The sequence below is a fragment of the Pedobacter folensis genome (assembly GCF_056490665.1).
Genome location: NZ_JBWJIF010000001.1, coordinates 301,328 through 328,304 on the forward strand (window position 1 = coordinate 301,328; position 26,977 = coordinate 328,304).

The 26,977-nt window shown below is 38.3% G+C and carries 23 protein-coding genes; 17 read left to right on the forward strand and 6 right to left on the reverse strand.

Translation table 11 applies throughout. From position 1 onward, the window contains the following. Nucleotides 1–110 precede the first annotated feature (110 nt). The 5 genes from AC04QZ_RS01145 to AC04QZ_RS01165 all read left to right on the forward strand — a co-directional run bounded on the left by AC04QZ_RS01145 (nt 111) and on the right by AC04QZ_RS01165 (nt 8,022). The gene (locus tag AC04QZ_RS01145) at nt 111–1,193 is read left to right on the forward strand and encodes an efflux RND transporter periplasmic adaptor subunit (protein ID WP_478356237.1); all 1,083 of its coding nucleotides are present in this window, start codon (nt 111–113) and stop codon (nt 1,191–1,193) included. Between the two features lie 24 nt (nt 1,194–1,217). Beyond that, nucleotides 1,218–4,388 carry an efflux RND transporter permease subunit gene (locus AC04QZ_RS01150; protein WP_478356238.1) on the forward strand — a complete coding sequence of 1,057 codons (3,171 nt, stop codon included), beginning with the start codon at nt 1,218–1,220 and terminating at the stop codon, nt 4,386–4,388. After that, nucleotides 4,381–5,814: a TolC family protein gene (locus AC04QZ_RS01155; RefSeq protein WP_478356239.1), complete on the forward strand. Its 1,434-nt coding sequence runs from the start codon at nt 4,381–4,383 to the stop codon at nt 5,812–5,814. Before AC04QZ_RS01150 ends, AC04QZ_RS01155 begins: the two co-directional genes overlap by 8 nt. Before the next feature lie 544 nt (nt 5,815–6,358). After that, nucleotides 6,359–6,820, forward strand: a complete 462-nt coding sequence (locus tag AC04QZ_RS01160) for a VOC family protein (protein ID WP_478356240.1) — start codon at nt 6,359–6,361, stop codon at nt 6,818–6,820. A 65-nt stretch (nt 6,821–6,885) separates the two neighbouring features. Further along, nucleotides 6,886–8,022, forward strand: a complete 1,137-nt coding sequence (locus AC04QZ_RS01165) for a serine hydrolase domain-containing protein (RefSeq protein WP_478356241.1) — start codon at nt 6,886–6,888, stop codon at nt 8,020–8,022. Nucleotides 8,023–8,041: 19 nt separating this feature from the next. Here AC04QZ_RS01165 and AC04QZ_RS01170 read toward each other — a convergent pair whose 3' ends face one another. Next, entirely contained in the window at nt 8,042–8,266 is a 225-nt protein-coding gene (locus AC04QZ_RS01170; RefSeq protein WP_086545837.1) for a DUF3606 domain-containing protein, read from the reverse strand. A 301-nt stretch (nt 8,267–8,567) separates the two neighbouring features. Here AC04QZ_RS01170 and AC04QZ_RS01175 point away from each other — a divergent pair, with 301 nt between their 5' ends. The 6 genes from AC04QZ_RS01175 to AC04QZ_RS01200 all read left to right on the forward strand — a co-directional run bounded on the left by AC04QZ_RS01175 (nt 8,568) and on the right by AC04QZ_RS01200 (nt 13,866). After that, a complete protein-coding gene (locus AC04QZ_RS01175) occupies nt 8,568–9,779 on the forward strand; it encodes a glycosyltransferase family 87 protein (RefSeq protein WP_478356242.1) in 1,212 nt (403 codons plus the stop codon). A 106-nt stretch (nt 9,780–9,885) separates the two neighbouring features. Then, nucleotides 9,886–10,059, forward strand: a complete 174-nt coding sequence (locus tag AC04QZ_RS01180) for a DUF3606 domain-containing protein (protein WP_478356243.1) — start codon at nt 9,886–9,888, stop codon at nt 10,057–10,059. A gap of 10 nt (nt 10,060–10,069) precedes the next feature. Then, complete coding sequence (gene ligD, locus AC04QZ_RS01185; protein ID WP_478356244.1) at nt 10,070–12,766, forward strand: DNA ligase D; 2,697 nt, start codon at nt 10,070–10,072, stop codon at nt 12,764–12,766. Nucleotides 12,767–12,814: 48 nt separating this feature from the next. Beyond that, complete coding sequence (locus AC04QZ_RS01190) at nt 12,815–13,111, forward strand: Dabb family protein (protein ID WP_086545840.1); 297 nt, start codon at nt 12,815–12,817, stop codon at nt 13,109–13,111. Between the two features lie 133 nt (nt 13,112–13,244). Continuing rightward, nucleotides 13,245–13,565 carry a hypothetical protein gene (locus AC04QZ_RS01195; RefSeq protein WP_086545841.1) on the forward strand — a complete coding sequence of 107 codons (321 nt, stop codon included), beginning with the start codon at nt 13,245–13,247 and terminating at the stop codon, nt 13,563–13,565. A 103-nt stretch (nt 13,566–13,668) separates the two neighbouring features. Beyond that, nucleotides 13,669–13,866: a hypothetical protein gene (locus AC04QZ_RS01200; RefSeq protein ID WP_145954222.1), complete on the forward strand. Its 198-nt coding sequence runs from the start codon at nt 13,669–13,671 to the stop codon at nt 13,864–13,866. Nucleotides 13,867–14,082: 216 nt separating this feature from the next. Here AC04QZ_RS01200 and AC04QZ_RS01205 read toward each other — a convergent pair whose 3' ends face one another. Continuing rightward, nucleotides 14,083–16,584, reverse strand: coding sequence for a TonB-dependent receptor domain-containing protein (locus AC04QZ_RS01205; RefSeq protein WP_478356245.1), 2,502 nt, complete (start codon nt 16,582–16,584; stop codon nt 14,083–14,085). Between the two features lie 159 nt (nt 16,585–16,743). Here AC04QZ_RS01205 and AC04QZ_RS01210 point away from each other — a divergent pair, with 159 nt between their 5' ends. Together AC04QZ_RS01210 and AC04QZ_RS01215 are read left to right on the forward strand one after the other, a co-directional pair. Continuing rightward, a complete protein-coding gene (locus tag AC04QZ_RS01210) occupies nt 16,744–17,913 on the forward strand; it encodes a DUF3095 domain-containing protein (RefSeq protein WP_086545844.1) in 1,170 nt (389 codons plus the stop codon). A gap of 119 nt (nt 17,914–18,032) precedes the next feature. Continuing rightward, entirely contained in the window at nt 18,033–19,178 is a 1,146-nt protein-coding gene (locus AC04QZ_RS01215) for a PAS domain-containing sensor histidine kinase (protein ID WP_086545845.1), read from the forward strand. A gap of 56 nt (nt 19,179–19,234) precedes the next feature. Here AC04QZ_RS01215 and mgrA read toward each other — a convergent pair whose 3' ends face one another. Then, entirely contained in the window at nt 19,235–20,224 is a 990-nt protein-coding gene (mgrA, locus tag AC04QZ_RS01220; protein WP_086545846.1) for an L-glyceraldehyde 3-phosphate reductase, read from the reverse strand. Nucleotides 20,225–20,607: 383 nt separating this feature from the next. Here mgrA and AC04QZ_RS01225 point away from each other — a divergent pair, with 383 nt between their 5' ends. Then, nucleotides 20,608–21,780, forward strand: a complete 1,173-nt coding sequence (locus tag AC04QZ_RS01225; protein WP_478356246.1) for an aldose epimerase family protein — start codon at nt 20,608–20,610, stop codon at nt 21,778–21,780. A 72-nt stretch (nt 21,781–21,852) separates the two neighbouring features. Here the strand turns inward: AC04QZ_RS01225 and AC04QZ_RS01230 are convergent, their stop codons facing one another. Beyond that, nucleotides 21,853–22,518: an HAD family hydrolase gene (locus AC04QZ_RS01230; RefSeq protein ID WP_478356247.1), complete on the reverse strand. Its 666-nt coding sequence runs from the start codon at nt 22,516–22,518 to the stop codon at nt 21,853–21,855. Between the two features lie 222 nt (nt 22,519–22,740). On the opposite strand from AC04QZ_RS01230, the gene AC04QZ_RS01235 reads away from it, so the two are divergent. Continuing rightward, a complete protein-coding gene (locus tag AC04QZ_RS01235) occupies nt 22,741–23,349 on the forward strand; it encodes a Crp/Fnr family transcriptional regulator (protein WP_478356248.1) in 609 nt (202 codons plus the stop codon). Here AC04QZ_RS01235 and AC04QZ_RS01240 read toward each other — a convergent pair. Beyond that, nucleotides 23,346–23,978 carry a phosphatase PAP2 family protein gene (locus AC04QZ_RS01240; protein WP_478356249.1) on the reverse strand — a complete coding sequence of 211 codons (633 nt, stop codon included), beginning with the start codon at nt 23,976–23,978 and terminating at the stop codon, nt 23,346–23,348. The two genes, AC04QZ_RS01235 and AC04QZ_RS01240, sit on opposite strands and share 4 nt — an antisense overlap. Before the next feature lie 549 nt (nt 23,979–24,527). Next, nucleotides 24,528–24,878 (reverse strand): hypothetical protein, encoded by a 351-nt coding sequence (locus AC04QZ_RS01245; protein ID WP_145954223.1) that lies wholly within the window; start codon nt 24,876–24,878, stop codon nt 24,528–24,530. Nucleotides 24,879–25,073: 195 nt separating this feature from the next. On the opposite strand from AC04QZ_RS01245, the gene AC04QZ_RS01250 reads away from it, so the two are divergent. Together AC04QZ_RS01250 and AC04QZ_RS01255 are read left to right on the forward strand one after the other, a co-directional pair. Then, entirely contained in the window at nt 25,074–26,291 is a 1,218-nt protein-coding gene (locus AC04QZ_RS01250) for a sterol desaturase family protein (RefSeq protein WP_478356250.1), read from the forward strand. Then, a complete protein-coding gene (locus tag AC04QZ_RS01255) occupies nt 26,281–26,973 on the forward strand; it encodes a lysoplasmalogenase (protein ID WP_086545853.1) in 693 nt (230 codons plus the stop codon). The genes AC04QZ_RS01250 and AC04QZ_RS01255 overlap by 11 nt, the downstream gene beginning before the upstream one ends. Nucleotides 26,974–26,977: the final 4 nt, after the last annotated feature.

The following is a 26,977-nucleotide window of genomic DNA, read 5'->3' on the forward strand; positions in this document are numbered from 1 at the left end:
AATTGAGTATCTGCACATCGGTTGTAGGCTACTTTTCATCATAAATTGGTTGCCAAGGGAAACTAATTAGAAAAAAAATAAATCAGATTAAAACCATTCAACAAAAAAAGATGAAAAGAGTTGTCATGTGCTTAGGCTTATGTACTTTGCTTTACGTAACAGGTTGTACCTCGAAGAAAGAAGAAAAAGAAGAAGTAGCTACTTATGCGGTAACCACGCCGTTAAAAATGGATACTTCGTTTACCAAAGAATATGTTTCGCAGATTAAATCTGTTCGGAATATCGAAGTTAGGGCCCAGGAAAAGGGTTATCTCCAAAATATTTATGTAGATGAAGGTCAGCATGTAAAAGCAGGCCAGCTGTTGTTTAAGATTATGCCTAAAGCAGCACTATCTGAATTGTTAAAAGCACAGGCAGAAACAAAATCAGCAGAAATTGAATTAGAAAACACGAAACTACTGTCTGATAAAAACATCGTTTCTAAAAATGAACTGGCTATGGCTAAAGCCAAGCTGCAATCGGCAAATGCCGAAACTTCGTTGGCCAAATTTCATTTATCCAATACCGAAATCAGGGCACCTTTTGAGGGTACCATCGATCGTATTCCATTAAAACTAGGTAGCCTGGTTGATGAAGGTGCATTATTGACCAGTCTTTCAGATAACAGTCAGGTTTTTGCCTATTTTAATGTTTCAGAGCCAGAATACCTGAACTACCAAAGTACAGCAAAAGCAAAAGGGCAGCAGGAAGTTAGCCTGTTATTGGCGAATAATGAGTTGTTGAAATCGAAAGGTAAAGTTGAAGTAATCGAAAGCGAATTTGATAACGAGACAGGAAACATCGCTTTCAGGGCCAGGTTTAACAATTCTGATAACCTATTGAGAAACGGTGAAACGGGCAAGATCCAAATGGTAGTGCCTTTAAAAAATGCCTTGGTAATTCCACAAAAGGCTACTTACGATATTCAGGATAAAACTTATGTTTTTGTGATTGATAAAAACAATAAAGTACATTCAAGAGCAATCACCATCGCAGGCGATCTTCCTGATTTATACATTGTAGGTGATGGCATCACAACCGGCGATAAAATATTGCTTGAAGGTGTGCAGAAAGTTAAAGATGATGATAAAATCGCTTTCAAATTCCAGCAGCCTCAGGAAGTGATGAAACAATTAAGATTGAAAACAGAATAATCCAGCACCCTCCATACTTATTTTATGTTTAGTAAATTCATACAAAGGCCCGTCCTTTCTATTGTCATATCGCTTATCATTGTGTTTCTTGGGGTGCTGGCCATCAGCTACCTGCCTGTTACACAATTCCCTTCTATTTCGCCGCCTAAGGTTAATATTACGGCAGAGTACCCGGGGGCAAATAACGAATTGTTAATCAAATCGGTGGTTATTCCGCTCGAACGTGCACTTAACGGTGTACCGGGCATGAAATATATCGCTTCCGATGCCGGTAACGATGGTGAAGCCTCTATTCAGGTGGTATTTAACTTAGGTACCGATCCGAATCAGGCTTCGCTTAACGTGCAGAACCGTGTAGCGGCTGTTACCAATAAACTTCCTCCTTTAGTGGTTCGTGAGGGGGTAAAAATCACCCGCGAGGAGTCTAACATGTTAATGTACATCAATTTGTACAGTAAAGATCCTAAAATGAACCAGAATTTCCTGTACAATTATGCTGATATCAACTTGCTTTCTGAGTTGAAAAGGGTTGATGGTGTAGGTTTTGCCGATATTCTGGGTGATAGGGATTACGCCATGCGGATCTGGCTTAAACCAGATCGTATGCAGGCCTATAAAATCTCTGTGGATGAAGTGATGAAAGCACTGGATGAGCAAAGTTTAGAAGCTTCTCCGGGTAAAACCGGCGAGAGTTCTGGTAAACGCTCTCAGGCTTTTGAATATGTGTTAAAATATTCCGGACGTTTTAGTACCAAAGAAGGATACGAAAATGTGGTGCTAAGGGCAAGTGCCAATGGCGAATTACTGCGTTTAAAAGATGTTGCAGATGTAGATTTTAGTGCCTCTGCTTACAATTTATATTCTACCTTAAACGGAAAGGCTTCAGCAGCTATTGTACTGAAACAATCTTATGGTAGTAACGCCAGTCAGGTAATTAAAGATGTGAAAGCGAAAATGGCCGAGATCAAATCGAGCTCTTTTCCTAAAGGTTTAGATTATGAAGTAAGTTACGACGTTTCCAAATTCCTGGATGCCTCCATTGAAAAAGTGATTCACACCCTGGTTGAAGCCTTTATTTTGGTGGGTTTGGTGGTGTTCCTCTTTCTTGGCGACTGGCGTTCAACGCTCATTCCGGCTATCGCTGTTCCGGTATCCTTAATCGGAACCTTTGTTTTCATGCAGTTCTTCGGTATTACACTCAACCTGATTACCTTGTTCGCCTTAGTATTGGCCATTGGGGTAGTGGTAGATGATGCCATTGTGGTAATTGAAGCGGTGCATGCCAAGATGGAACACAACAGGAAACTCTCCGTGCTAAAAGCCACGCAACAGGCCATGAAAGAAATTGGCGGGGCAATTATCGCCATTACCTTTTTAATGGCATCGGTATTTATCCCGGTTGCTTTTATGTCGGGTCCGGTAGGTATTTTCTACCGTCAGTTCTCGATCACCATGGCAACGGCAATTATCCTTTCGGGTATTGTAGCTTTAACGCTAACACCGGCATTGTGTGCCATTATGTTGAAGAATAATCATGGATCGAAGAAAAAGAAAACGATTATCGATCGCTTTTTAGACAGTTTCAACAATGGTTTTGCCAAACTTTCGGGTAAATATGAACTGGTATTAACCAAGGTAGTAAGCCGCAGGATCTTAACTTTTGGAATCCTCGTAGCCTTTTGTTTAGGTGTATGGGGATTAAGTGGAAGTGTGCCATCAGGTTTTATTCCGAATGAGGATCAGGGAATGGTGTACGCCATTATCCAAACCCCTCCGGGATCTACGTTAGAACGTACCGATCAGATTTCAGAGAAACTGCAGAAAATGTGCGAAGATATTGATGGCGTAAAATCCGTTTCATCTCTTGCCGGATATGAAATTCTGACAGAAGGTACCGGATCGAACTCGGGTACCTGTTTAATCAACCTTAAAGATTGGAGCGAGCGTAAACACTCGGCCGTAGAGATTATTGAGGAGCTTGAAGAGAAATCGAAATCTATTCCGGGTGCAACCATCGAATTTTTCCAGCCACCAGCTGTTCCGGGTTATGGTGCTGCGGGCGGTTTCGAGCTACGTTTACTCGACAAAGCAGGTAGCGGCGATTATAAAAAAATGGAAACTGTTGCCAACGATTTTGTAAAAGAGTTGAATAAACGTAAAGAACTATCATCGGTATTTACTTTCTACAGTGCAAGTTTCCCTCAGTACATGTTAGATGTCGACAACGATATTGCGCAGCAAAAAGGGGTGAGTATTGATAATGCCATGAATACGCTATCAACTTTTGTAGGCAGTAATTACGAAACCAGTTTTATTAAATACGATCACCAGTATAAAGTAATTGTACAGGCATTACCTCAGTACAGGGCTTTACCAGAGGATATTTTAAAACTTTCGGTTAAAAACGACCGGGATGAAATGGTGCCTTTCTCGGCTTTTATCAAAATGCGGAAAGTATACGGTTTATCTGAGATTACGAGACACAACATGTATAATGCGTCGGAAATCAGCGGACAATCTGCTCCTGGTTACAGTTCTGGTGAAGCCATCAAAGCCATTACTGAAGTTGCCAAGAAGTCACTGCCAAGAGGATTTGGTATCGACTGGGCGGGTATTTCAAAAGATGAAGTATCAAGAGGCAACGAAGCCATTTATATCTTCCTGATTTGTTTAGGCTTCGTTTACCTGGTGCTCGCAGCCCAATACGAAAGTTTTATCCTGCCACTTTCTGTGATCCTTTCTTTACCTGCTGGTATTTTTGGCGCTTTCTTGTTCCTGAAATTATTGGGATTGGAAAACAACATTTATGCGCAGGTAGCGATGGTGATGTTGATTGGTTTACTTGGTAAAAACGCCGTATTAATTGTGGAGTTTGCTGCACAACGGCATGCCCAGGGTGCATCAGTATTAAAAGCAGCCATGGAAGGTGCAAGCGTCCGTTTTCGCCCGATTTTAATGACCTCTTTTGCCTTTATTGCAGGTTTAATTCCTTTAATGATTGCTTCCGGACCAGGGAAAATCGGTAACAGAACGATTGGCTCGGCTGCTGCCGGTGGTATGCTTTTCGGTACCATTTTCGGCGTGGTGATTATTCCGGGATTGTATTATGTATTTGGAACAATAGCAGCCAGGCACAAGCTGATCAAAATTGAAGAAGAACATCCATTAACTGAAGAAGTAGAAGATAATGTTTAAGAATAATATTTATAAAGGCCTTGGTTTAGTGCTGATATGCGCCGCATATACTGCCTGTAAATTACCAGAAGTGGCCCAGCGCACCGAAAATAAAAATGTTCCTGCAGCCTTTAGTGCTGCACAAGACACCGTAAGTACAGCCAGTATACAATGGCGTAAGTTTTTCACTGATCCAAATCTGGTCAACCTGATCGATACAGCATTGAAAAATAACCAGGAGCTGAATATTACGCTACAGGATATCGAAATTGCGAAAAACGAAATCAAAGCGAAAAAAGGAGAGCTCTTGCCAAGTGTAAACTACCGTGTTGGCGCTGGCCTGGATAAAGTTGGCCGTTACACCAGTTCGGGTGCCGGCGATGCTTCAACAGAAATTACACCGGGCAAAGAAGTTCCTGAAATATTGCCCGATTATACTTTTGGTTTGCAAGCCAATTGGGAAGCCGACATCTGGCACAAATTACGCAATGCTAAAAAAGGAGCTATAAGTCATTATTTAGCGACAGTAGAAGGCAAAAATTTCGTGGTAACTAATTTAATTGCGGAGGTGGCAAATTCATATTACGAACTGCTGGCTGCCGATAATCAGTTAGAGACGGTGAAAAAGAACATTGAGCTGCAGAAAAATGCCTTAGAACTGATGAAAATCCAGAAACAGGCCAGTAGGGTTAACGAACTTGCCGTGCGTAAATTTGAGGCTGAAGTGTTAAGCTCTAAGAGCCTGGAATTCGATATTCAACAGAACATTACCGAAACGGAGAATAAAATTAATTTCCTGCTGGGCCGTTTTCCTCAGCCCATTATAAGGGATAAATCGAGTTTTACTGATCTGGTACCACCAACCGTTCAAACAGGTTTACCTTCACAATTATTAGCCAACCGACCTGATATTAAACAAGCGGAGTTAGAACTCGCTGCGGCTAAATTAGATGTTAAAGTGGCTAAAGCTCAGTTTTATCCTTCATTGGGTATTTCTGCCACGATTGGTTATCAGGCTTTTAATCCATCTTATTTATTGAGAACGCCAGAATCTTTAATCTATTCATTAGCAGGAGATTTGGCTGGACCGCTAATTAACCGAAATGCCATTAAAGCAGAATATTTAACCGCAAATGCAAAACAATTGCAGGCCGTTTACGATTACGAAAAAACGATTCTGAACGGTTATATAGAAGTGGCCAACCAGATGTCGAAGATCAGTAACCTGCAAAAAAGCTACGATCTAAAATCGAAACAGGTCACTGCACTAACCCAGTCGATCGATATTTCTAACGATTTGTTTAAATCGGCAAGGGCCGATTATTTTGAGGTATTGATGACCCAGCGCGATGCTTTGCAATCGAAGTTAGAGCTGATCGAAACCAAAAAACAGCAGTTAAATGCTGTAGTCGATATTTATCACGCCCTTGGTGGAGGATGGAATTAGGTAAAGAATAACCACACTTCATACTATCGTTATATTTCTGTTAAGGCTGCTTCAGATTATTGAAGCAGCTTTTTTTTGTTTTAACACAGGGCACATTGGTGCTATGGATAAAACTTTGTCACCCTGAGCGGTCAGTTTTAGAAAAAAAACAAAGCACTTGGATGACAGGTTAAGATAAATCGTCATCTCGACCGCAGTGGAGAGATCTTTTAGCAGAGACCAGAGATCTCTCCACTGCGCGTTGCTTCGGTCGAGATGACGACCGATTTTTTAAACCTGTCACTGGTAGCATAGTCGAAGGGCTCTTACCGATTATCTATGTTAACCCTTATTTCAGAAGATCGCAAACTAAACGCGTTGATTTTTTCTTCTCGCAGCGTCTTCCTGAACTTGTTTCAGGATCTTTCCAACTCTGGCATTAAACACAAAACCACATTTGTGTATATCTTTTTGATTCGGACAGGTTGCAGTTAATATGCTATCCCAAAGCAAAGAATGTTTAACTTTTATTAAAATTATTCCTTTATAAATTTGATATTTAAACATGAAAAAAATCTTCCTGTTTACCATCATCTTATTTTCTATCACTTTTCAGAAAGCCATGGCGCAAAATAAAAACGAAAATTTACCTGCTGTTTTAAATCATATTGCAGTTTACGTGGCTGATTTGATTAAAGCAACCACTTTTTACGAAAGTGTGTTCAACCTTAAAATCATTCCTGAACCTTTTAAAGATAACCGCCATACCTGGTTTAGTTTGGGGTCTGCCGGACAATTACATTTAATCCAGGGTGCAAAAGGAAATGAAGTTTTCGATAAAAACGGACATTTATGTTTCAGTGTTCCATCTGTTGACGATTTTGTAAAGAAACTGAATGCCAAAAATATCAGCTTTGAGGATTGGGCCGGGAAAGAGAAGGGAATTACATTACGCGTAGACGGCGTAAAGCAGATTTATTTTAAAGATCCCGATGGACATTGGCTGGAAGTAAACGATGCCAAATAAATTTCCGGTAGCACAGCGCTTTGTTTTAGCACCTCATTTCTATTTATTTCTTATCCCATAAGCCTATGAAACTTAAATATTTTTATGTCTTTATCCTGATCGTTGGTTTAATCACGCAATCAAAAGCGCAAAATGAAAAAGCTGAAGTTGATTTCAGGCAAATCATGGAGAAATTTAGTGCGGTGGGAGCTGCTGTGGCCGTGGTTAAAGATGGCAAGATCATTTATACCCATGCTTTTGGCTTAAAAGATTTAGAAGATAAAAAGCCTTTAACCGAGCAGGATATTTTCAGGATCGCTTCGATCTCTAAATCTTTCTCGGCAACATCCATTATGCAACTGGTAGAAGCAGGTAAAATTTCTTTAGAGGATGATTTTGGTGATCTGGTGGGATTTAAAATCAGGAACCCAAAATTCCCTGAGCAGAAGATCACATTAAAAATGGCATTGTCGCATACTTCAAGCTTAAACGATTCGCAGGGTTATTTAAACCTGGATGTGATCAATCCGGATAAAAATCCAAACTGGGCCAAATGTTATAACGATTATGCCCCTGGAAGCAAATTTGATTATTGCAACCTGAATTTTAACCTGATTGGCACCATCATCGAAAAGAAATCTGGTGAACGCTTTGATAATTATGTGAAAAACCACGTATTGAAACCTTTAGGACTTTACGCCGGTTATTGCGTCGACTCTTTAGATAGTACCCGTTTTGTTAATTTATATGAGTATCATGCTGATACGAAGAATTATACGCCCTCACCATCGGCATATGCGCCACGAAGGGCAGAAATTGCAAATTATATTAGGGGTTATAGCACACCTGTTTTTTCACCCACAGGTGGCATGAAGATTTCGGCAACTGATTTAGCTAAATACATGATCATGCACATGAATTATGGCCGGTCAAATGGTGTGCAGATCATTAGTAAAAAGAGCGCAAAAAAGATGCAGACTGCCTTAACTAATGATGAAGGTTATGGCCTGGCGATCAGGACCGCCGACCAGCTTATTCCAGGCGTAAAACTGAAAGGACATACAGGTTCAGCTTATGGCCTGTTCAGCACCATGTTTTTTAATCCGAAAGAAAAGTTTGGCTTCGTTATCATTACAAACGGTATAAACGCCACTTATACCGATGGCTTCCCTGATTTTAGCAGGGCGGCTATCAATAGTTTATATCAGGCCTTTATTAATTAAACTGAAATTAATTTTAAACCTATGAAGGGTTAAGAAAACGTTGATAAGCATTTCCGGATTTAATTTTTTCCATTGTTAAATATTCTTTTACAATAGAAAATTCCATGCTCTGGATCGCTTTAACTACCGATTTTAGTTTTTCAGCTGTAATGCCTAATCTGGCTGCCCAATAATTGCGATCCTGCTCATCAGCGATCTCAATAAACTCTTTTCTGGCATTCATCGAATTAATTTGATATTCCATCTTTTACCGATTTTTTGGTTAGTTAATATGTGATTACAAACACCGCTAATTCTGATTTGGTTTTGGAGTTTTGCCAAAAGATTGTCAAATATAAAGCTACAAAGGCTTTAATGCTTAACGATTTGGATCGAAATCGCCCATTTAACTTAAACCAATTGCCAAACTGTTCTTGAAAATCGATTTAGGCGTGTCATTTAAAGCAGATATTTTTACCCTTAAAAAGAGTAACATTTTCCTTACAAAAACACTTGGTTTTGTCATTTAACATATTTATTATTGTATTGTAATATAATTTTTACAAATGTTAAACCATCCCATAACTGACACTCCCGGTCTATCTCCACGTCAAAAATTTTATCAGGACAATCGTTTTGTATTATTCCTTTGGGTACTCATCACACTTATTTTTGTGATCGATTCGTGGGCAACACACAGGTATAATAACTACCTCATTTTTGAGAATACCTTCAGGAATCTTCTCCAGGAAAAATCTCTTTACGCCCCTTATCCGGCTTATCACGAAGATGCCAATCATTACGGCCCCGTTTTCAGTATTTTAATGGCGCCCTTTGCTTTAATGCATAACTGGGTTGGCTTACTCTTTTGGAACCTGTTTAATTGTTTCCTGCTCTTTAAAGCTGTTCAAACTTTACCTTTAAGCGAGGATAAAAAAGTTATTATCGGTTATATTGCCATTCCCTGTTTAATAGAATCGATGCTGAATCAGCAGTTTAATGCAGGTGCCGCGGCCTTAATGATACTAAGTTATACGCAAATAAATAAAGATAAAGGAATATGGTCTGCCCTTTGTATTGTGCTGGGTACATTTATTAAACTTTATGGTATTGTAGGTTTAGTATTCTTCTTTTTTGCGAAGAAAAAGCCGGTTTTTGTTTTGTGGTTAGTTATGTGGTCGATGGTGATATTCTTACTGCCGATGTTATTGGCCGATCCGGATTTTGTTGTACAAAGTTATATCGATTGGAAAAACTCGCTGATCGGGAAAAATATGCTTAATGTTTCAGGTGAAGGAATAGATATTTCGATTATGGGTTTCTTTAGGCAGCTTTTTGATCAGCCGGGGATATCCAATTCTCTCTTTTTAATCATCGGTTCTTTGATATTTATGCTGCCTTTTAGTCGTACAACAAGTTTTTCGAAAGCTAAGTTTCAATTCATGATCCTGTCCTCAGTCATGCTGTTTCCTGTATTATTTAGTACCGGAGCTGAAGATTGTACTTTTATTATTTCAGTAATAGGCGTGGGCATCTGGTATGTTAAAGAAAATAATAAGGCCATGAAAAAAGTCTTGTTACCCGTTTTACTCGTCATTACCTGCAATTTCCCCTTATTGCTGTTTCCATCCTTTGCAAAAGCCCATCCCTTATCGCTCGCGATCATTAGCTTTCCTTATTTTTTGGTGTGGTTAAGGGTCATTAATATGGCCACCATGAATAAGTTCGCCTATGAAGAAGAAACCAAACCAGAGATGGTTACTGCGTTTGTAGATTAATATCTGAATTTTATTTTTTTAAGGTTTTAATATCCGTTTGTAAAAAATGGCTGTTAAAACCTTTTTTGTTATTGGGCTGTTTTATAACCGTCTAATCAAAATAATTATGGATGATAAACTAAAAAACGGTAGTGCTGATCGGGCTAAGATCAACATTAACGAAGGTTATGAGCTGGATTATTGGTCTAACAAATTTGGGGTGAGCAAAGATAAACTGAAAGCCGTGGTGCAAACAGTTGGTACCTCTGCCCGTGAAGTGGAAAATTATTTAAAAAAGTAAAACCTGGGTTATGAGTCTGAAAAAGTATGTTGCCAAACGCGATTTCTCCAAAACTACCGAACCAAAATCGGGCAAAAGCAGCGATCGGAATAAATTACATTTTGTAATCCAAAAACATGATGCTTCGCGGCTGCATTACGATTTCAGACTCGAAATGGAAGGAGTGCTAAAAAGCTGGGCCGTACCGAAAGGCCCCTCAACCGATCCAAAAACCAAACGTCTGGCCATGATGGTAGAGGATCATCCATACGATTATAAAGATTTTGAAGGCATTATCCCACAAGGCGAATACGGTGGCGGAACCGTTATTGTATGGGATGAAGGAACTTATGAGCCTATAGAAACGATTAAAGGTAAAAAAGCACAGGAAAAACATCTATTAGGCCAGTTAAAAGATGGTTCTTTAAAAATCAAGCTCAACGGAGAAAAACTTCATGGCGAGTTTGCACTTGTGAAAACCCATGGGATGGGCGAAAACGGCTGGCTGTTAATCAAACATAAAGATGATTATGCTTCTGTAAAAGACATTACCAAAGAAGATAAATCGGTGCTTTCTGGAAAAACAATCGAAAAGATGGAAAAAACATCCGATAAGGTTTGGAAAGAAGGGAAGGAGCAGGATTTAAAAACTGAAAAAAAAAGCCCGAAAGGAAAAGTAAAGAAAGAAACCAAAGCAGTGGGCGATGACGTCGTGGTAGATGTAAAAGCCATACTGAAGAAAGCCCCTAAAACCGCTATTCCAAAAGGCATAAAACCCATGCTGGCCACCCTGGTTGACGAACCTTTCGACGATCCTGATTGGCAGTATGAGGTAAAATGGGATGGTTACCGTGCCCTGGCCTTTGTCAATAAAGGAAAGGTTGATCTGTTATCAAGAAATAATAAATCCTTTAACGAAAAATTTTATCCCATTTACGATCTGCTTTTGGGCTGGAAAATGAATGCGGTATTGGATGGTGAGATTTTGGTCTTAAATAGCAAAGGTGTGTCTAATTTTGGCTCGCTACAGAACTGGCGAAGCGAAGCTGACGGAGAACTTGTTTTTTATGTGTTCGATATCCTCTGGTACGATGGTAAAAACCTGATGGAAATGCCACTTTACCAGCGACAAGCCATATTGAACGAGGTACTGCCAACTGATGATGACCGTGTGCGCCTTGGGAAAGTTTTTAAAGCCAGTGGAGTAGACTTTTTTGATGCGGCCAGCAGAATGGGCTTGGAAGGCATTATTGCCAAAAAAACGGATAGTATTTATGCAACAGACCGGAGATCGAAAGAATGGCTGAAAATTAAGGTACAGAAGCGACAGGAAGTGGTTATAGCCGGTTTCACCAAAAACGCCGATACTGCTAAATCTTTCAGCTCTTTACTGTTAGGCGTGTATGAAAAGGGAAAACTACAATATGTGGGCAAAGTAGGGACTGGCTTTTCAGATAAACTTCAGAAAACCATGATGGAGCAGTTTAAACCGATTATTGTCGACAAAAGCCCCTTCGAAAGTATTCCTGATGTAAATAAACCCTCCCGCTTCAGGCCAAATCCACCAAAAGCACAAGCCACCTGGTTAAAGCCAGAATTGGTATGCGAGGTTGCTTTTACTGAAGTAACGGAAGATGGTGTTTTCCGTCACCCGTCTTTCCAGGGCATGCGTGAAGATAAAAAAGCCAAAGAAGTGGTAAGGGAAGCCGAAATGCCTACAGAACAAATTGTCGACGACACTAAAGAGAAAAGTCCCCATGCGGCGGCAATAAAAGCTCCAAAAGGTAAAGAACCTAAAACTTTGTTAAATCCGAAAGATGAAACACAGGTCAGGAAAGTTAAAGGCCACGAACTTAAATTTACCAACTTAAGTAAAGTATATTGGCCCGAAGATAAGGTAACCAAAAGAGATATGTTTAACTACTATTACCAGGTTGCTGAATATATAATGCCTTACCTGAAAGACCGTCCACAATCGCTTAATCGCTTTCCGGGCGGAATACATGGTCCGAGTTTTTACCAGAAAGATGTAAAAGGAAAAGCACCAGACTGGGCTGAAACTTTTCCTTATGAAAATGGTGAAGGCGAAAAAAAGGAATACCTGGTGGGAACAGATGAAGCTTCCTTACTCTGGATGGCCAGTTTAGGCTGTATTGAAATGAATCCCTGGTTTAGCCGGGTGCAAAGTCCCGATAATCCAGATTATTGTGTAATTGATTTAGATCCCGATAAACATACTTTTGATCAGGTGGTACAGGCCGCTCTGGAAACTAAAAAAGTATTGGATGCCATAAACGTTCCTGGTTATTGTAAAACCTCAGGTTCAACTGGAATGCATATTTACATTCCCTTAAATGCCAAATATACTTATGAGCAAAGTCAGATGTTTGCTAAAATAGTGGTCAACCTGGTGCACAATCAAATCCCTGAATATACTTCGCTCGAGCGGATGGTGGCCGCCAGAAAAGGTAAAATGTATTTAGATTTTTTGCAGAATAGGCCAGGGGCAACCATTGCCGGACCCTATTCATTGCGCCCGAAAATTGGTGCAACCGTATCAATGCCTCTGCATTGGGATGAAGTTAAACCTGGCTTGAAAATGAAAGATTTTAATATTTTTAATACCATCGATCGCTTAAAGGTGGAGGGAGATCTGTTTAAAGGTGTACTGGGCAAGGGAATTGATTTAATGAAGGCCATTGATAAAGCCAAAAGTGTTTTTGGATAAAACTTATGATCTTTTACGGCTTTCCTTATATTTGGAAAAAATTAAAAAATGATCGCACACCACGTTTTATTCTGGCTAAAAGCCGATACCACCGATGAGCAGAAAATTGCTTTCCGCAATAGCTTACAAACATTAGAGAACATTGAAGTTGTAAAAACTTTTCACATTGGCGTACCGGCACCGATTGAGCGTGCTGTGGTAGATACCACTTATACCTTTAGCCTCATTCTGTTCTTCGAGGATTTGGCTGCACATGATGTTTATCAGGTACACCCATTACATAAGGCTTTCCTGGATGAATTCAGGGTTTATTTCGAAAAGGTTGTCATTTACGACGCAGCATAATAGAAAATACCTCCGATGAAAATCGGAGGTATTTTTTTTGGTCTTTATTTATAAATTGAATTTATTATTTGGAATTATTCTAAATAATAAGATATTTGTTAAATCTATCGATCAATTTTTAAATGTAAAGCCCATGTGTAAAACAACTGTACTTGCTCAAAACGAAAATATCACCATCGCACAATGCAATAATTGTAAAGTTTTAAATATATGGCGCTCGGGTGTTTTAATGAATTTTTCTTTTGATCAGTTTGATGCTTTTTATGTGGCTACCAAAAAACTCGATTTCGATGATTATTTAGAGAACAGGCCAGATGGGAGGCAGGTTGTGATTTTATCGACACCTTTCCCTGACATCAGTTTAGTCTTTACGCGGGAAGAATGGTATGAGTTTTTTACCAAGATAGACGAAGCTTTATACATGAAAAGAGTTTATGAGATTGTGTATTGCTAATTAACACTACAATTTTGTATGTTTGATACTTATTGGTAGGTAATTTATGAAACTACAAAACCTAATGGTTTTTAGTTACGTAAATACTTCAAACTGCAATCTTATGGAAAAAACAGCTACATTAATTAAAAGAGCATCCCTTAACGTAAATCAGTTAGATAACATTAAAATTGGCGATTTATTAGCTGATGAGTATGGCAAATCGGGTAAGGTATGCGAAATCGAAAAAGTCAACCGCCACGGTGAATATCACTACTATTTTAAACTGCTGAAGTCAGGCACCATCCTGATTATTCTTTAATCCTTTTTTAGCTTAACAAATGGATTGTGTGGTTATGAAGATATGCCTTGTACCATTGGCTTTGCTTTGCCCATTAGTGAGGTCATTGTAGCATAAACTCTGCCATCGAAGAACAACTACCAGCAATGGCTATTTGAGTAAATAGGCCAACCACGTAAAAAGCAAAAAGCTCCAGATCAACCGACCTGGAGCTTTTTGTTTAATTTATGATATTGACTAGAACTTATAAGATAAGGTAGTCATGAATTGACGCGGTGGAATTGGATTCACACTGTAGTTCTCATGTACGAAATAGTTTAACTCATTCGTAATGTTTGCAACTTTAGCCAATAATGAAATTTTTCTCCAGTTATAACCAGCAGATAAATCGAAAGTGGTAAATGCACTTAATGGAATTAATCTGCTATATGCTTGTGTTTTAGAGTCGTTATATCCTCCGTTACGAGCGCCAGTGTAGTACGCTGATGCACCAAGCTTTAAACCTTTAACGCTTCCTTCCTGGAAAGTATAAAATAAAGTTCCGTTAGCTGTATTTTTAGTAGTACCTACCAATCTTTGGCCTTCTATAATTCCACCAACAATAACGTCTCTAGTTGCATTAGGGTTAGTAGGAGTTGGCGCTGCCACTTTTAAAACTGTTCTATCGCGGGTTTCGGTATAGCGGATATAGTTATAGCTATAGCCAGCAATAAAGTTTAAGCCCTTTACTATTGTACCTGTAATATCAAGTTCTAAGCCATCACTTAACGATTTTCCATTAAGTTCTTTAATGTTAGCATCGCCATTTGGTACACCTTGTGCATTAATTAGTGCCTGTTGTGCAAATTTATCATTGGCAATCCTGTACCAGGTTAAGTTAACAGATAATCTGCCTTTGAATAAATCGTTTTTAACACCAGCTTCATATTGTTGCAATGTTGAAGGATCTAATGGAGCTAAATTAATATCAGTTCCTGTATTCTGAACAAAATTGCTCGAATAACTGGCATAAACTGATGTTGTTTTTAACGGTTGGTAAATTAAACCAAATTTTGGCGTAAAGGCACTTTCTACTTTTGATTTATCTAAACTGTTTACACTTAAGGTTTGTACGCCAGTAGCTAAGTTTGTGGTAACGGTTCTTGGTGTTTTTTGGAAAGTATAACGAACACCGGCAAGTACTTTAAATTTGTCGGTAATCGAAACCAAATCCTGTACAAATGTACCCATGCGGTATAGAGGCGCAAAGGTCTCTGAAACTACATTTACGGTTGGTTCAATACCCGACCCAAAATAAGTTGATGGATCAAGTAAGTTTACGTTGCCATAGTTAAAAGCAGTCAGGTTGTTGTTGAAGGTAAAACCACCGCTGGTTGTGCGCGATTGATCTGCATCAGCACCAACCAATAAAGTGTGACTTATACTTCCAGTTTTAAAATAACCATTTAAGTTAATCTGCTCATTGTAAGTAAATTCTTTTGTTTTAGAGCGGGTAACATTTCTTGCAGCAATACCATAAGGAAGTGGGTTATTTGCTACTTTGGTATCTGCGAATGGGCGTTCTGCACTAAAATAGTTGCGGTTGTAAGCTTGTACGTTAGCCAGTACATTCAACTTCCAGTTGTCGTTAAATTTATGGTTAATGTTTAATTGTGTTGTAGCTGTATTCGTTTTGTTGTATGCCCAAGGTGCATTTACAAAAGCATTACGGCCTATATCTACAATTTGATTTTCAACAGTACCAACACCAAAATCTGGCGTCATGTTACTTTTCAAATAATCACCTTGTAATAAAATATCTGTTTTCTCGCTTATTTTATAAAGTAAAGATGGATTTACATAAACCCTGTTCGAGTTGACACTGTTTCTGAAACTTGCAGCATCTTCATAAGTGCCAATTAAACGAAAGGCTAAATTCTTTGTAATCGGGCCATAAATATCTCCTGTTGGTTTGTACATATCATAACTACCACCACGCATAGAAACTTCACCACCGTATTCGAATTTAGGTTTTTTGGTTACCAGGTTCACTACAGCTCCACCACTTACACCACCATAAAGCAAAGCGGCACTTCCTTTTAAAATCTCAACTGATTCCAATGTACTGGTTTCAGGCATACCACCGCTTGTAGCCCGCGATCCATTTTTGAAAACATTATTGGCACCTAAATTATAACCACGTGCAAAAAAGGTTTCGCCACTTACGCCACCTCTGTTTTCGCCAAAAGCAACACCATTTACGTTTTTGAGCACATCGCTTAAACGGTTAGCTTGTATATCAGTAATTACCTGGTTGCCGATAATTTGAACCGCCTGTGGAAGATCCATTGGCGCAATAGCGATTTTACCCAGGTTAACAGGCTTTCTGTTAGGTGTTTTGTAACCGTTAATGGCTACTTCGTCCAGTTGCGATGAAGATTCTGCAATGGTGAAATCAGCATTTGCAGTCGCACCAGCAACAACCGTAACTGATTTTTCCTGCGCAGCTACACCTATAGCTGATGTTTTAATGGTATAAGTGCCTGGTATTACATTTTTGATCGTGAAATTACCTTTCTCATCAGTTTGTGTCGTTTTACCGGTATTTTTTAAACCCACACTTACATAACTTGCCGGATTGCCATCACTGGTTTTAACCGAACCTGAAACAGATCCGTTTTTGCTTTGTGCCATTGTATTTCCTGCTAAAAGCAGAAAAAAAGCTATAATATTTAAAAAAAAAGTAAATTTTTTATTCATTTTTATTTAGATTAATTCTTAGTTGGCGCAAAGGAAGGGTTTTTGCTTCTAAATAGCAAAATTATTTTTATTTGTTCTAAATAAGATTTGTTATTAGTCTCCTGATTAGAAAACTTAAATTTTTCTAATGCGTATATTAGAGCTGTTCCATATTCAATTATGTCAAATAACGAAGATCATTTCTATTCCAATCTGCCCGTTCATAAAATGCCTTTGCATCAGTTATTGATTCAAAATCGATTATTTGAAAAAGTGGTTGCAAGCTGGTATGTCATCATCACTGATATCAAAAGTTCAACAGCTGCAGTCAATCTGGGACTGCATGAAAATGTAAATCTGGTGGCAACGGGTAGTATTGTTGCCGTGCTTAATATTGCGTTTAAAGCAAATATTTCCGTGCCATTCTTCTTTGGTGGCGATGGCGCCACTTTTATTGTTCCGCCCGGTATTGTGGATGATGTGATGAAATCGCTGCTGAAATACAAAGACAATACCTTGCAAAATTTTAACCTCGAATTAAGAACTGGTATTATACCTGTTGCCGAAATTTATAAAGAAGGCCATAGCCTTAACATTTGTAGATTTAGTAGTGCTGAAACGTTTTCCATACCCATTGTTTTAGGCGATGGTCTGGCCTATGCAGAACAGGTTATCAAGGGAGAGCATTACCTGCTAGCCGGCCATGATACCGCAAGCGATGAAATCGATTTAAGTGGTATGCAATGCCGCTGGGACAAGATCGAACCACCCGAAAACAGTGATGAAGTAGTTACGTTGATCGTTATAGCTTCAGAAACGGAGCAACAGGCCAGCGTTTTCAGCAAAGTGATCCATCACCTCGATCAAATTTATGGCAGCCCGGAAAAGCGTCAGCCTATTTCTGTTTCTAAATTGATTTTCAAAACGAGCTTTAATAGTTTAGGGAAGGAGATGAAACACCGGCTTGGAAAAATTAAGTTTTTTGAACTCCTAAAATCGTGGTTCATTAATATTTACGGATATATCTATTTCCGGACAGCGCGTGGTAAAAAATACCTTAAACAGCTTGTAGAAATGTCGGATACGCTGGTGATAGACGGAAGGATAAATACGGTCATTACCGGAACTGCACAGCAGCGCCTGGCATTACAGAAGGAGCTTAACCAGCTCGAAAAGGATAATAAAATTTTATATGCCCTTTACGTCAGCGGCGAATCGATTATGTCTTGTTATGTTAGGGACCTGGAGGATGACCACATCCATTTTGTTGATGGCGCAGATGGCGGATATACCCAGGCCGCAGGCATACTTAAACAGAAAATACGCGATAAATTAAGTGCCGGCCAATAAAATTTAATAATAAAACGGGACTAACCAAACATTTGTAGGGCCAACTTGTATGATAAGGAGTACGATTTCATTTTAATCAAAAAATATCAGCATAGTCGGGTTTTAATTTTAAAATATAAATGGGAAGTTATTCAAAGGTTTTAAATAATAATCAACTTTTAGAGGTGCTTTCCTTATCAAAAGATGCTACAGCCATATACACATCAGAGCAAATTGTAATTGAAATGGCCAACGATGCGATGATTGCTTTTTGGGGTAAAGACCGCTCGGTAATCGGTAAACCTTTAGAAGATGCCGTGCCTGAGTTAAAGGGGCAACCTTTTATCAATATGCTGAAAAATGTGTTGCTAACTGGGATTACAGATAAAGGTGATGCTATTCCGGCTGAAACAATAAGAAACGGGACGTTACACACCGCTTACTATGCCTACGAATACCGGGCCATTAAGGATGAAACCGGACTGCCTTATTGTATTCTTCATACCGCAAGTGATGTGACCGATATGGTTAAGGCTAAAAATGCCATTAGAGAGACTGAATTACAGCGGGAGGCACTAGATCAGGAACAGGTTTTAATCAGCATAAAGGAAGAGCGGCAAAAGAATGATTTTATCAGCATGATAAGCCATGAGTTAAAAACACCCATAACCTCTATTAGTGCTTATGTTCAATTAATGCAGAACCGAAGTTTAAACGATCTTTTTATTGTAAATACTTTAGATAAGGTCCAAAAGCAGATCCGGAAAATGAGCACCATGATCAGTTCTTTTTTAAACGTATCCCGTTTAGAATTTGGAAAAATCCATTTGAACCTATCCGATTTTGATCTCAGTAAACTGATTTTTGAGGTTGTAGAAGATTTGGGATTGATCCATTCCACTAATCAGATTACTTTTGTAGCAGGAGCGCCTAAATTGATTAATGCTGACAGAGATAAAATAGGTTCAGTGATTTCAAATTTGATTAGTAATGCCGTAAAATATTCAGATCATGGCAGTACTATTTTGGTCAAATCAGAAGTCATAGGAGATAAAATGCATGTTTCTGTAACCGATAACGGTATAGGTATTCAGTCTCATGAGCTGGACAAACTTTTTGACCGGTTTTACCGGGTAGAAAACCAGCAAACTAAAACCATTTCGGGCTTTGGGATAGGCTTATACCTGAGTGCAGAGATTATAAATTTGCACAATGGTAAAATCTGGGCAGAAAGTGATTATGGTACTGGTTCAACCTTTCACTTTTCGCTACCTGTAGGTCAGTGACAAGTGATTTTTAAAATCGTCATCCTCAATAGCTTTGAGAATGACGATTAGTTTTTTTAACTTAAAATTTCATCAATCAGTTTTACTTCCGCATCACTAAATTCGATATTATCTAAAGCTTTAATTGAATCCGTAATCTGTTCTGGTTTACTGGCACCTATTAAAACCGTGGTAATTCTATTGTCTTTTAATATCCACGATAAAGCCATATGTGCTAATTTTTGTCCGCGTGATTTGGCCACGTCGTTTAGTTTGGCAATGACAGCTAATTTTTCGGGTGTGATGTTGCTTTCTTTTAGGAAGATACCACTGGTTGCCACTCTCGAATCAGAAGGAATACCGTGTAAATATTTATCGGTAAGTAAACCTTGTGCCAATGGTGAAAATGGAATACAACCTACGCCATTTTGGGCTAAAACATCAAGCAAACCGTCTTCAACCCAACGTTCAAACATCGAGTATTTAGGCTGGTGGATTAAACAGGGCGTGCCGTTATCTTTTAAAATTTTAATTGCTTTTGCAGCTTCTTCTGCCTTATAATTCGAAATACCAACATACAAAGCTTTTCCTTGCTGAACCAGGAGACTTAAGGCCCCCATGGTTTCTTCAAGCGGAGTTTCAGGATCAGGACGGTGGTGGTAAAAAATATCAACATAATCCAGTTTCATGCGTTTTAAGCTTTGATCTAAACTGGAAACCAGGTATTTTTTCGAACCCCAGTCGCCATAAGGACCATCCCACATGGTATATCCGGCTTTGCTTGAGATAATCATTTCATCACGATAGCCTTTAAAATCTTCGTGAAGGATTTTTCCGAAAACTTCTTCAGCCGACCCGGGAGGGGGACCATAGTTATTGGCTAAATCGAAATGGGTAATGCCATTGTTAAAAGCGGTATAAATTAGGTTTTTGCTGTTTTCAAAAACGTTTACATGTCCGAAATTATGCCATAAACCCAACGATATTGCGGGCAATTTTATGCCGCTGTTTCCACAACGGCGATATAACATTTTGTCGTAACGATCTGTTGAAATGTTTTGATTCATATTTGGGATTTGATAGCCGCAATAATAATCAGTTTTAGCGGATTTTAATTGATATTGGTTAATATATTATCTTCAGAGCAGTAAAAATTCAGAAAGTTTAATTCAAACATATGATCATCGTCATGTTGAACCTTTCATTATCTTTTCCTCATCTTCTTAAGAAAACTGAAATAAATCCGATCAGGATATAAATAAATCAAAGACTATTAATCATTCTACATTTTGTTATCACCATTTCTACAAATTGTATCATGATGGGTGTGTAAAATAAATTATTATCCAGATTGTGCGTTTGGATTCTTCTAAATCGTTTTATTTATCAAGTTTAGTGCTATCTTTATATTTAAAACTTAATTAAAAAATCTAAACCAAGTATCCATTTTATGAAATTACAATCATTCACCAGCCTCGGTGTACTGGCTGCAATAGGCTTTGCATCTTGCCAATCCGGAACCCAAAAAACTTCATCGACAGATAGCTTAAAAAGCGACTCGGTAGCAGTTGTAAAACTTGTGGCCGATTCGTTTAAAAAGGAAATTGATGGTAAGCAAACCGCATTGTACACCTTAAAAAATAAGAATAATGCGGAAGCTATTTTTACCAATTACGGTGGGCGCCTGGTTAGCTTATGGGTACCTGATAAAGCTGGTAAGTTAGTTGATGTGGTGGTGGGTTTTAAAAGTGTTACTGATTACGAAAAATCAACCGAGCCGTATTTTGGGGCAACTATTGGTCGCTACGGTAACCGCATAGCAAAGGGTAAGTTTACGCTTGAAGGTAAAAGCTACTCATTATTCACCAATAACGGGCAGAATACCCTTCATGGTGGAAAAAAAGGTTATCAATATGTAGTTTGGGACGCCAGTCAGCCCAATGACCACACTTTGGTGCTTCATTATTTATCAAAAGATGGTGATGAAAATTTTCCCGGTAATTTAGATGTTAAGGTAACTTATACTTTAACGGATGATAATGAGTTGAAAATGGACTATGAGGCTAAAACCGATAAAACCACTATCGTAAATTTAACCAACCACGCATTCTTTAATTTAAATGGCGATGGAAGCGGTGAGATTTTGAACCACAAGGTGCAGATTTATGCTGATGAATATACACCGGTTGATTCTACCTTGATCCCGACAGGAAAAATTGAAAAGGTTAAGGGAACGCCGTTCGATTTCACCACAGAAACGACTATTGGTGCGCGCATAAATGATAAAAACGAACAGTTAACTTTTGGGAAAGGTTATGATCATAACTATGTGCTGAATAAAACCAAGGCAATGGGCATGTTTCATGCAGCTACTGTCAAAGGAGATCAGTCGGGCATCGTGATGGATATTTATACACAGGAGCCAGGCTTGCAATTTTACAGCGGAAACTTTATGCAAAGTAAAAATACCTTTAAAACCGGTGCTAAAGATGATTTTAGAACAGCAATTGCATTAGAAACACAACATTTTCCGGATTCACCAAATCAGCCAAACTTCCCCTCAACGGTTTTAAAAGCCGGACAGTTATACAAAACAAGCTCGGTATATAAATTTACCAAATAATTGTTTTGGTGATCACGATATTCCAACAATGAAAAAATAAAAACGGCCTGTAGAAATGCAGGCCGTTTTTATTTAGAAAAGTTCCTGTAAAACAGGATCTGTATAATCATCTATAAAAGCTACAATGTTCGTGTACGCTGCAAATTCTTCTTTGGTGTGCATGGTTGTCAGTGCAACACACCTCATTCCGGCATGCAGTGCTGCTTCAACACCTTTTGGTGCATCTTCAAAAACAATACATTCGCTGGCTGCAACACCTAAAATTTCAGCCCCTTTGCTAAAGGTTTCAGGATCTGGTTTACTATTTACCACATCTTCTGCGCTTACTATAGCTTTAAAATAGGAGCGGATATTTAAATTATCGAGTACGAAATTGATATTGAAGGGAATAGCTGCCGAACCAATTGCCATTTGAACGCCTGACTGTTTTGCTTTTTCTAAAAAATCGCCCAGCCCTGCTATTAACGTTAAATGTTTTTTATACGCAGCCTGATACCTGTGTTCTTTTTCGATAGAAATCTGATCAATCTGTTCCTGTGAGAAATGACCAACACCAAAAACACGTTCCAACAAATCCTGGTTTTTACCATACATCTGTTTTTTAACGGCATCGAAGCTTATGCTTGCACCTAAATCCTGTGTAAGGATATTATGCCAGGCGTGGTTGTGGAAAGCCATATCATCAATCATGGTTCCATTCAGATCGAAAAGGAAAGCTTTGGGTTTATTGTTCGTCATGGCGGCAAAATTATCAGATTTTTTTTAGGATTAAGTCAAAATACCGTGATCAAAACGAAAATTTAATGAATAATTTATTCCTTAAAGTGGTGCCAAAAACAAATGATGTGGAAAATAAATTTTCCACAACTGTAATTTTTAGGTTGTTATACTCGTTTTCATATTTGGAAATCCGGTATTCAAGTAATAGCTTGCATAGTTTTAAAACCCGGGATAAATATTATGACCGCTGCCCATCATGAAAGTGATCCGCTTATCAAGTATTTAAATGAGTTGCAGCCATTAAAAAAAGAAATAATAGAGCGGGTAAAAACCGAAACATTTAAAATCTCTGTTCGCAAAAACGAGGTTTTGCCTAACCTGAGCAATATCAGTGGCGATTGTTTATTCTTTATTGTTAAAGGGCTGGTACGGGCTTTTGTGCTTGATGAAGGGAAAGATATTACCGCATGGTTAACCGACGAAAACCATCTGATTGGCAGTATTCGAAATCCAGGGACACTTACGCCAACTTACCAGGAAGAATATCAGGCACTGGAAGATTCGGAATTGCTTATACTTCCATATCGTTTTATTGATGATATGTACGCACAATTTCCTGAAACGAACATTTTAGCTAGAAAATTATTGGCTATACATTACCATATGTCGCAAGAGCGATCTATCTTATCCCGAATCCCTTCAGCAGAAATTAGGTACAAACAATTTAAGATCGGATATCCTACGATAAAGTCAAGGGTTCCGTTAAAATTTTTGGCCAGCTATCTGGGAATGCGGATCGAAACTTTAAGCAGGATCAGAAAGAAAGAAAAACTGGAAGAAAAGCGTTAATCTGTTTTCTTCTTGAAGTAAAAATAACAAAGCGGGAAAAGGCAAATTAAACCCAGCAGAAAACCACCAACGGTATCTGTAAACCAATGTGCACCTAAATAAATTCTGGATGGGGCAATGGTAATCATCAAAAATGCTGATAAATAAGTCACGATATTTCTGGTGAGCTTAGGCGTATTTTTCAGCGTATTCATCAAAATAATTAAGAAGCCAAAAAAGAGCGTATAAGAAAGTACATGTCCACTGGGATAGCTCTGAAACCGGTTTACCTCCACCAATCGTACATAAAATGCAGTGGGACGTGGACGATTAATTACATTTTTAATCCCCAGGATAATTAATCCGGATAGTAAAACCGTTGAAATGAATAAACCTTCGCGTTTATATTTCTGCTGATAGAATATAACAGCCACCACTACTACTGAAAGTAATGAATAGGGGAGTTCGCCAAAAAAACTGATGGCCAACATTAATTTATCCAACCAATCTGCATGGTATTGCTGAATAAATAATGATGTTTTAATGTCAAAATCAAATAGGGGGTGCTGCGCAATAAAAAAACTTAAATAAGTAAAAGCAGCAACCAGTATGATGAGTATAAAAATGAGCGTATTTCGTTTTAAAAGCATAGGTATAGGTTGATGAAAAACCAAAACTATGGATTTTATGGCAATAGATGCAAAATTTTCAGCTTTTTAGCAATGGTACGATTTGCGCATCTAATTCATGGAAGGGTGACTTTGAGTATAAGAAAAACTACAAGACCAAAAATATTCATCAAGGAAATAAAACGATTCATCAAGGAAATATGCCTATCTGTATAATCTGTTATGATATGTAAAAATGATTTTTAATCTTCGAATCAGATAATAAGGATATCTATGCTTACGAGGTTGGCAGGATTAATTTCCTGCCGACTGAAGAGGCACTCCATTCGAAAATTTAAACATAAATTATACTTTTTGTATTAACGCTCCAGCCGAAGCCTACCTCCTTTCAATGAGGAGGTGCTTAGGTTGATTCATATGGTGCCCTTTCTACCACCAATTTTCGGCAATTGATGCTGTGTTTTTCTGAGGTACGGAGCTTAGACAATATAAAGATGAGCGATTAAAGCCGCGCGGAGGAAAATGTGCTGGTTTTTACGCCACAGCACTAGAAATTATATGATGGTTTAATTATTTTACAATAATCTGCTTCGGATCGGTAACTAAAATCTGTTTTTTGCCCTTGTAGTCAGATACGATTCCGGTAACACAAATTTTATTTCCCATAAACATGCTTGAAGGTTCTGAAGGGAATTTACCCAGGTCTTCTTTATTGATCACTACAGTAATTAGCTCTTTTGGATAGGCTCCACCTAAATTAATTAAGGTTAATTTATCTAAAGCCTTTGCACTATATACCGAATCGCAAATGGTTACATTTTTACCGATATATTGAGCGGCGTCTTTGGCTAATACCAGCGTTTGACTCTTTGCATAAAATGCTGTCGCCATTAGCAAAAGAAGGAGAGATAATTTTTTCATAGATGGGATGATTTAAATGAAAATTTAATAACGCCAAAAGCATGAGTTTAGCCTTTCAAAGGTAAGGTGAATTTGACAGAAATCAATAACTAAAACCAAACAAGCACAAATATTACAAGAATTAGATTTTAGGTTGACCTGAAAATTTTCTAAATTGTAAAGTTAATACCGCTGGCCAAATATTTTTTTGTTGATATGAAAGTAGACTACATCGCCTTATCTGTACCGGTTTTTTTTATACTGATCGGGATAGAATTGGCTTATAATTTTTATAAAAAACTAAATTATTACCGGCTTAATGACAGTATTGCGAATTTAAGTCAGGGTATAGGGCAGCAGCTCACCGGGATTTTTATGAAAACCGCATTGTTTTTTGGCTACAAATATATTTTTGAACACTGGCGTTTATTTGAATTGCCCAAAACAATATGGGTTTGGATACTGCTGTTTATTGGAGTCGATTTTTTCTATTATTGGTTTCACCGGATGAGCCACGAAGTAAATGCTTTATGGGCAGCGCATATTGTACATCACCAATCAGAAGAATATAATTTAACCGTGGCTTTGCGTCAAAGCTGGTTTCAGGGCTGGTTTAGCTGGGTATTTTACCTGCCATTGGCATTTATTGGTTTTGATCCGATCATGTTTTTAACCTTAAGTTCTTTCAATACGTTATATCAGTTCTGGATTCATACCAGAGCCATTAAAAGTATGGGCTTTTTAGAATATATTTTAAATACCCCTTCACATCATCGCGTACACCATGGTTCTAATCCGAAATATATTGATAAAAACCATGCCGGTACTTTAATTATCTGGGATCGCTTTTTTGGAACTTTCCAGAAAGAAGAAGAAGAGGTTTATTACGGAATCACCAAACCGCTGGCCAGTTGGAATCCACTTTGGGCAAATCTTCATTATTGGGATGATCTGGTTAAAACAGCAAAGCAATCGCCAAAGTTCAGCGATAAAATTAAAGTTTTTCTTAAACCTCCGGGCTGGTTTCCTTCACACCTGGGTGGATTTCAATCTGCACCTGAAATAAATGTGGAAACCTATAAAAAATATAATCCAGTATATCAATCCAAGCTTACAGCTTATGTTTTAATGCAATTTTTGATTGCTTTAACTGCAGGCGCTGCGATATTGTTTGCTTACCATAAAATGGAAACCATTACTTTGGTATCTGGAGCTGTTTTTACCATATTTACTTTAATTACCTGTGGTGCTTTATTAGAACAAAAAGTGTGGCAAATCAGGTTTGAGTATTTTAGGTTATTGTTTGGTGTTTTGCTGGTTTTGTTTTTGAAATTTCCAGTCGGATATCAAGTAATTTTTGTGGCTATCCAGTTAATATCCGTAATTTGGTTTTTTAATTTGCAAAAGGCAAATCCCGACCCTGATGAAGACTAAGTTATTTTCATTTATATTTTTCCTTGTATTTGTAATTCAGCTATATGCGGAATATGCCAATAACATCGAATTACGTAATTTCTCCAAGCCACTAATTGTTGTAGTGCTTTTGGTATGGCTTTACCTCAGCACAAATTTGAAGGGGCGTTTCCACAAAAGAATTTTTACAGGATTAATTTTTGCAGGAGTTGGCGATATTTTGCTGATGCTTCAAAGCGGTAAACCAGGTTTTTTTATTTACGGGTTAATTGCCTTTCTAGTCTGCCATATTTTTTACATCAGGGCATTTACACTCGATCATAAATCCAATCCCAGTCACAAAACACCTTATTTTTTATGGGCAGTTGGGGCCTTTGCTATTTTCTGCTCAGGCTTATTTTTTTACCTCCAGCCAAAATTAGGTGCACTACAGTTTCCGGTGCTGATGTATGCGATCATTATTTGTGTAATGGCACTTATGGCGGTTAACCGTTACGGGAAAGTGAATATTTTTAGTTTTAAACTGATTCTCTATGGTGCACTGTTTTTCTTATTGTCTGATAGTGCATTAGCAGTGAATAAATTCGCTCAACCCATCCCCCAGAGCGGCGCTTTAATTATGGCCACTTACATGATTGCGCAGTACCTGATTGTTTATGGAACAATTTCTCGGCAGCTGGTGGTTAAAAGAACCGAAATTTAGTTTC

What these genes read in the sequence shown, in the direction of transcription:
- AC04QZ_RS01145 (WP_478356237.1), top strand. Translation starts at nt 111, where the DNA reads ATGAAAAGAGTTGTCATGTGCTTAGGCTTATGTACTTTGCTTTACGTA.
- AC04QZ_RS01150 (WP_478356238.1), top strand. Translation starts at nt 1,218, where the DNA reads ATGTTTAGTAAATTCATACAAAGGCCCGTCCTTTCTATTGTCATATCG.
- AC04QZ_RS01155 (WP_478356239.1), top strand. Translation starts at nt 4,381, where the DNA reads ATGTTTAAGAATAATATTTATAAAGGCCTTGGTTTAGTGCTGATATGC.
- AC04QZ_RS01160 (WP_478356240.1), top strand. Translation starts at nt 6,359, where the DNA reads ATGAAAAAAATCTTCCTGTTTACCATCATCTTATTTTCTATCACTTTT.
- AC04QZ_RS01165 (WP_478356241.1), top strand. Translation starts at nt 6,886, where the DNA reads ATGAAACTTAAATATTTTTATGTCTTTATCCTGATCGTTGGTTTAATC.
- AC04QZ_RS01170 (WP_086545837.1), bottom strand. Translation starts at nt 8,266, where the DNA reads ATGGAATATCAAATTAATTCGATGAATGCCAGAAAAGAGTTTATTGAG.
- AC04QZ_RS01175 (WP_478356242.1), top strand. Translation starts at nt 8,568, where the DNA reads ATGTTAAACCATCCCATAACTGACACTCCCGGTCTATCTCCACGTCAA.
- AC04QZ_RS01180 (WP_478356243.1), top strand. Translation starts at nt 9,886, where the DNA reads ATGGATGATAAACTAAAAAACGGTAGTGCTGATCGGGCTAAGATCAAC.
- ligD (WP_478356244.1), top strand. Translation starts at nt 10,070, where the DNA reads ATGAGTCTGAAAAAGTATGTTGCCAAACGCGATTTCTCCAAAACTACC.
- AC04QZ_RS01190 (WP_086545840.1), top strand. Translation starts at nt 12,815, where the DNA reads ATGATCGCACACCACGTTTTATTCTGGCTAAAAGCCGATACCACCGAT.
- AC04QZ_RS01195 (WP_086545841.1), top strand. Translation starts at nt 13,245, where the DNA reads ATGTGTAAAACAACTGTACTTGCTCAAAACGAAAATATCACCATCGCA.
- AC04QZ_RS01200 (WP_145954222.1), top strand. Translation starts at nt 13,669, where the DNA reads ATGGAAAAAACAGCTACATTAATTAAAAGAGCATCCCTTAACGTAAAT.
- AC04QZ_RS01205 (WP_478356245.1), bottom strand. Translation starts at nt 16,584, where the DNA reads ATGAATAAAAAATTTACTTTTTTTTTAAATATTATAGCTTTTTTTCTG.
- AC04QZ_RS01210 (WP_086545844.1), top strand. Translation starts at nt 16,744, where the DNA reads ATGTCAAATAACGAAGATCATTTCTATTCCAATCTGCCCGTTCATAAA.
- AC04QZ_RS01215 (WP_086545845.1), top strand. Translation starts at nt 18,033, where the DNA reads ATGGGAAGTTATTCAAAGGTTTTAAATAATAATCAACTTTTAGAGGTG.
- mgrA (WP_086545846.1), bottom strand. Translation starts at nt 20,224, where the DNA reads ATGAATCAAAACATTTCAACAGATCGTTACGACAAAATGTTATATCGC.
- AC04QZ_RS01225 (WP_478356246.1), top strand. Translation starts at nt 20,608, where the DNA reads ATGAAATTACAATCATTCACCAGCCTCGGTGTACTGGCTGCAATAGGC.
- AC04QZ_RS01230 (WP_478356247.1), bottom strand. Translation starts at nt 22,518, where the DNA reads ATGACGAACAATAAACCCAAAGCTTTCCTTTTCGATCTGAATGGAACC.
- AC04QZ_RS01235 (WP_478356248.1), top strand. Translation starts at nt 22,741, where the DNA reads ATGACCGCTGCCCATCATGAAAGTGATCCGCTTATCAAGTATTTAAAT.
- AC04QZ_RS01240 (WP_478356249.1), bottom strand. Translation starts at nt 23,978, where the DNA reads ATGCTTTTAAAACGAAATACGCTCATTTTTATACTCATCATACTGGTT.
- AC04QZ_RS01245 (WP_145954223.1), bottom strand. Translation starts at nt 24,878, where the DNA reads ATGAAAAAATTATCTCTCCTTCTTTTGCTAATGGCGACAGCATTTTAT.
- AC04QZ_RS01250 (WP_478356250.1), top strand. Translation starts at nt 25,074, where the DNA reads ATGAAAGTAGACTACATCGCCTTATCTGTACCGGTTTTTTTTATACTG.
- AC04QZ_RS01255 (WP_086545853.1), top strand. Translation starts at nt 26,281, where the DNA reads ATGAAGACTAAGTTATTTTCATTTATATTTTTCCTTGTATTTGTAATT.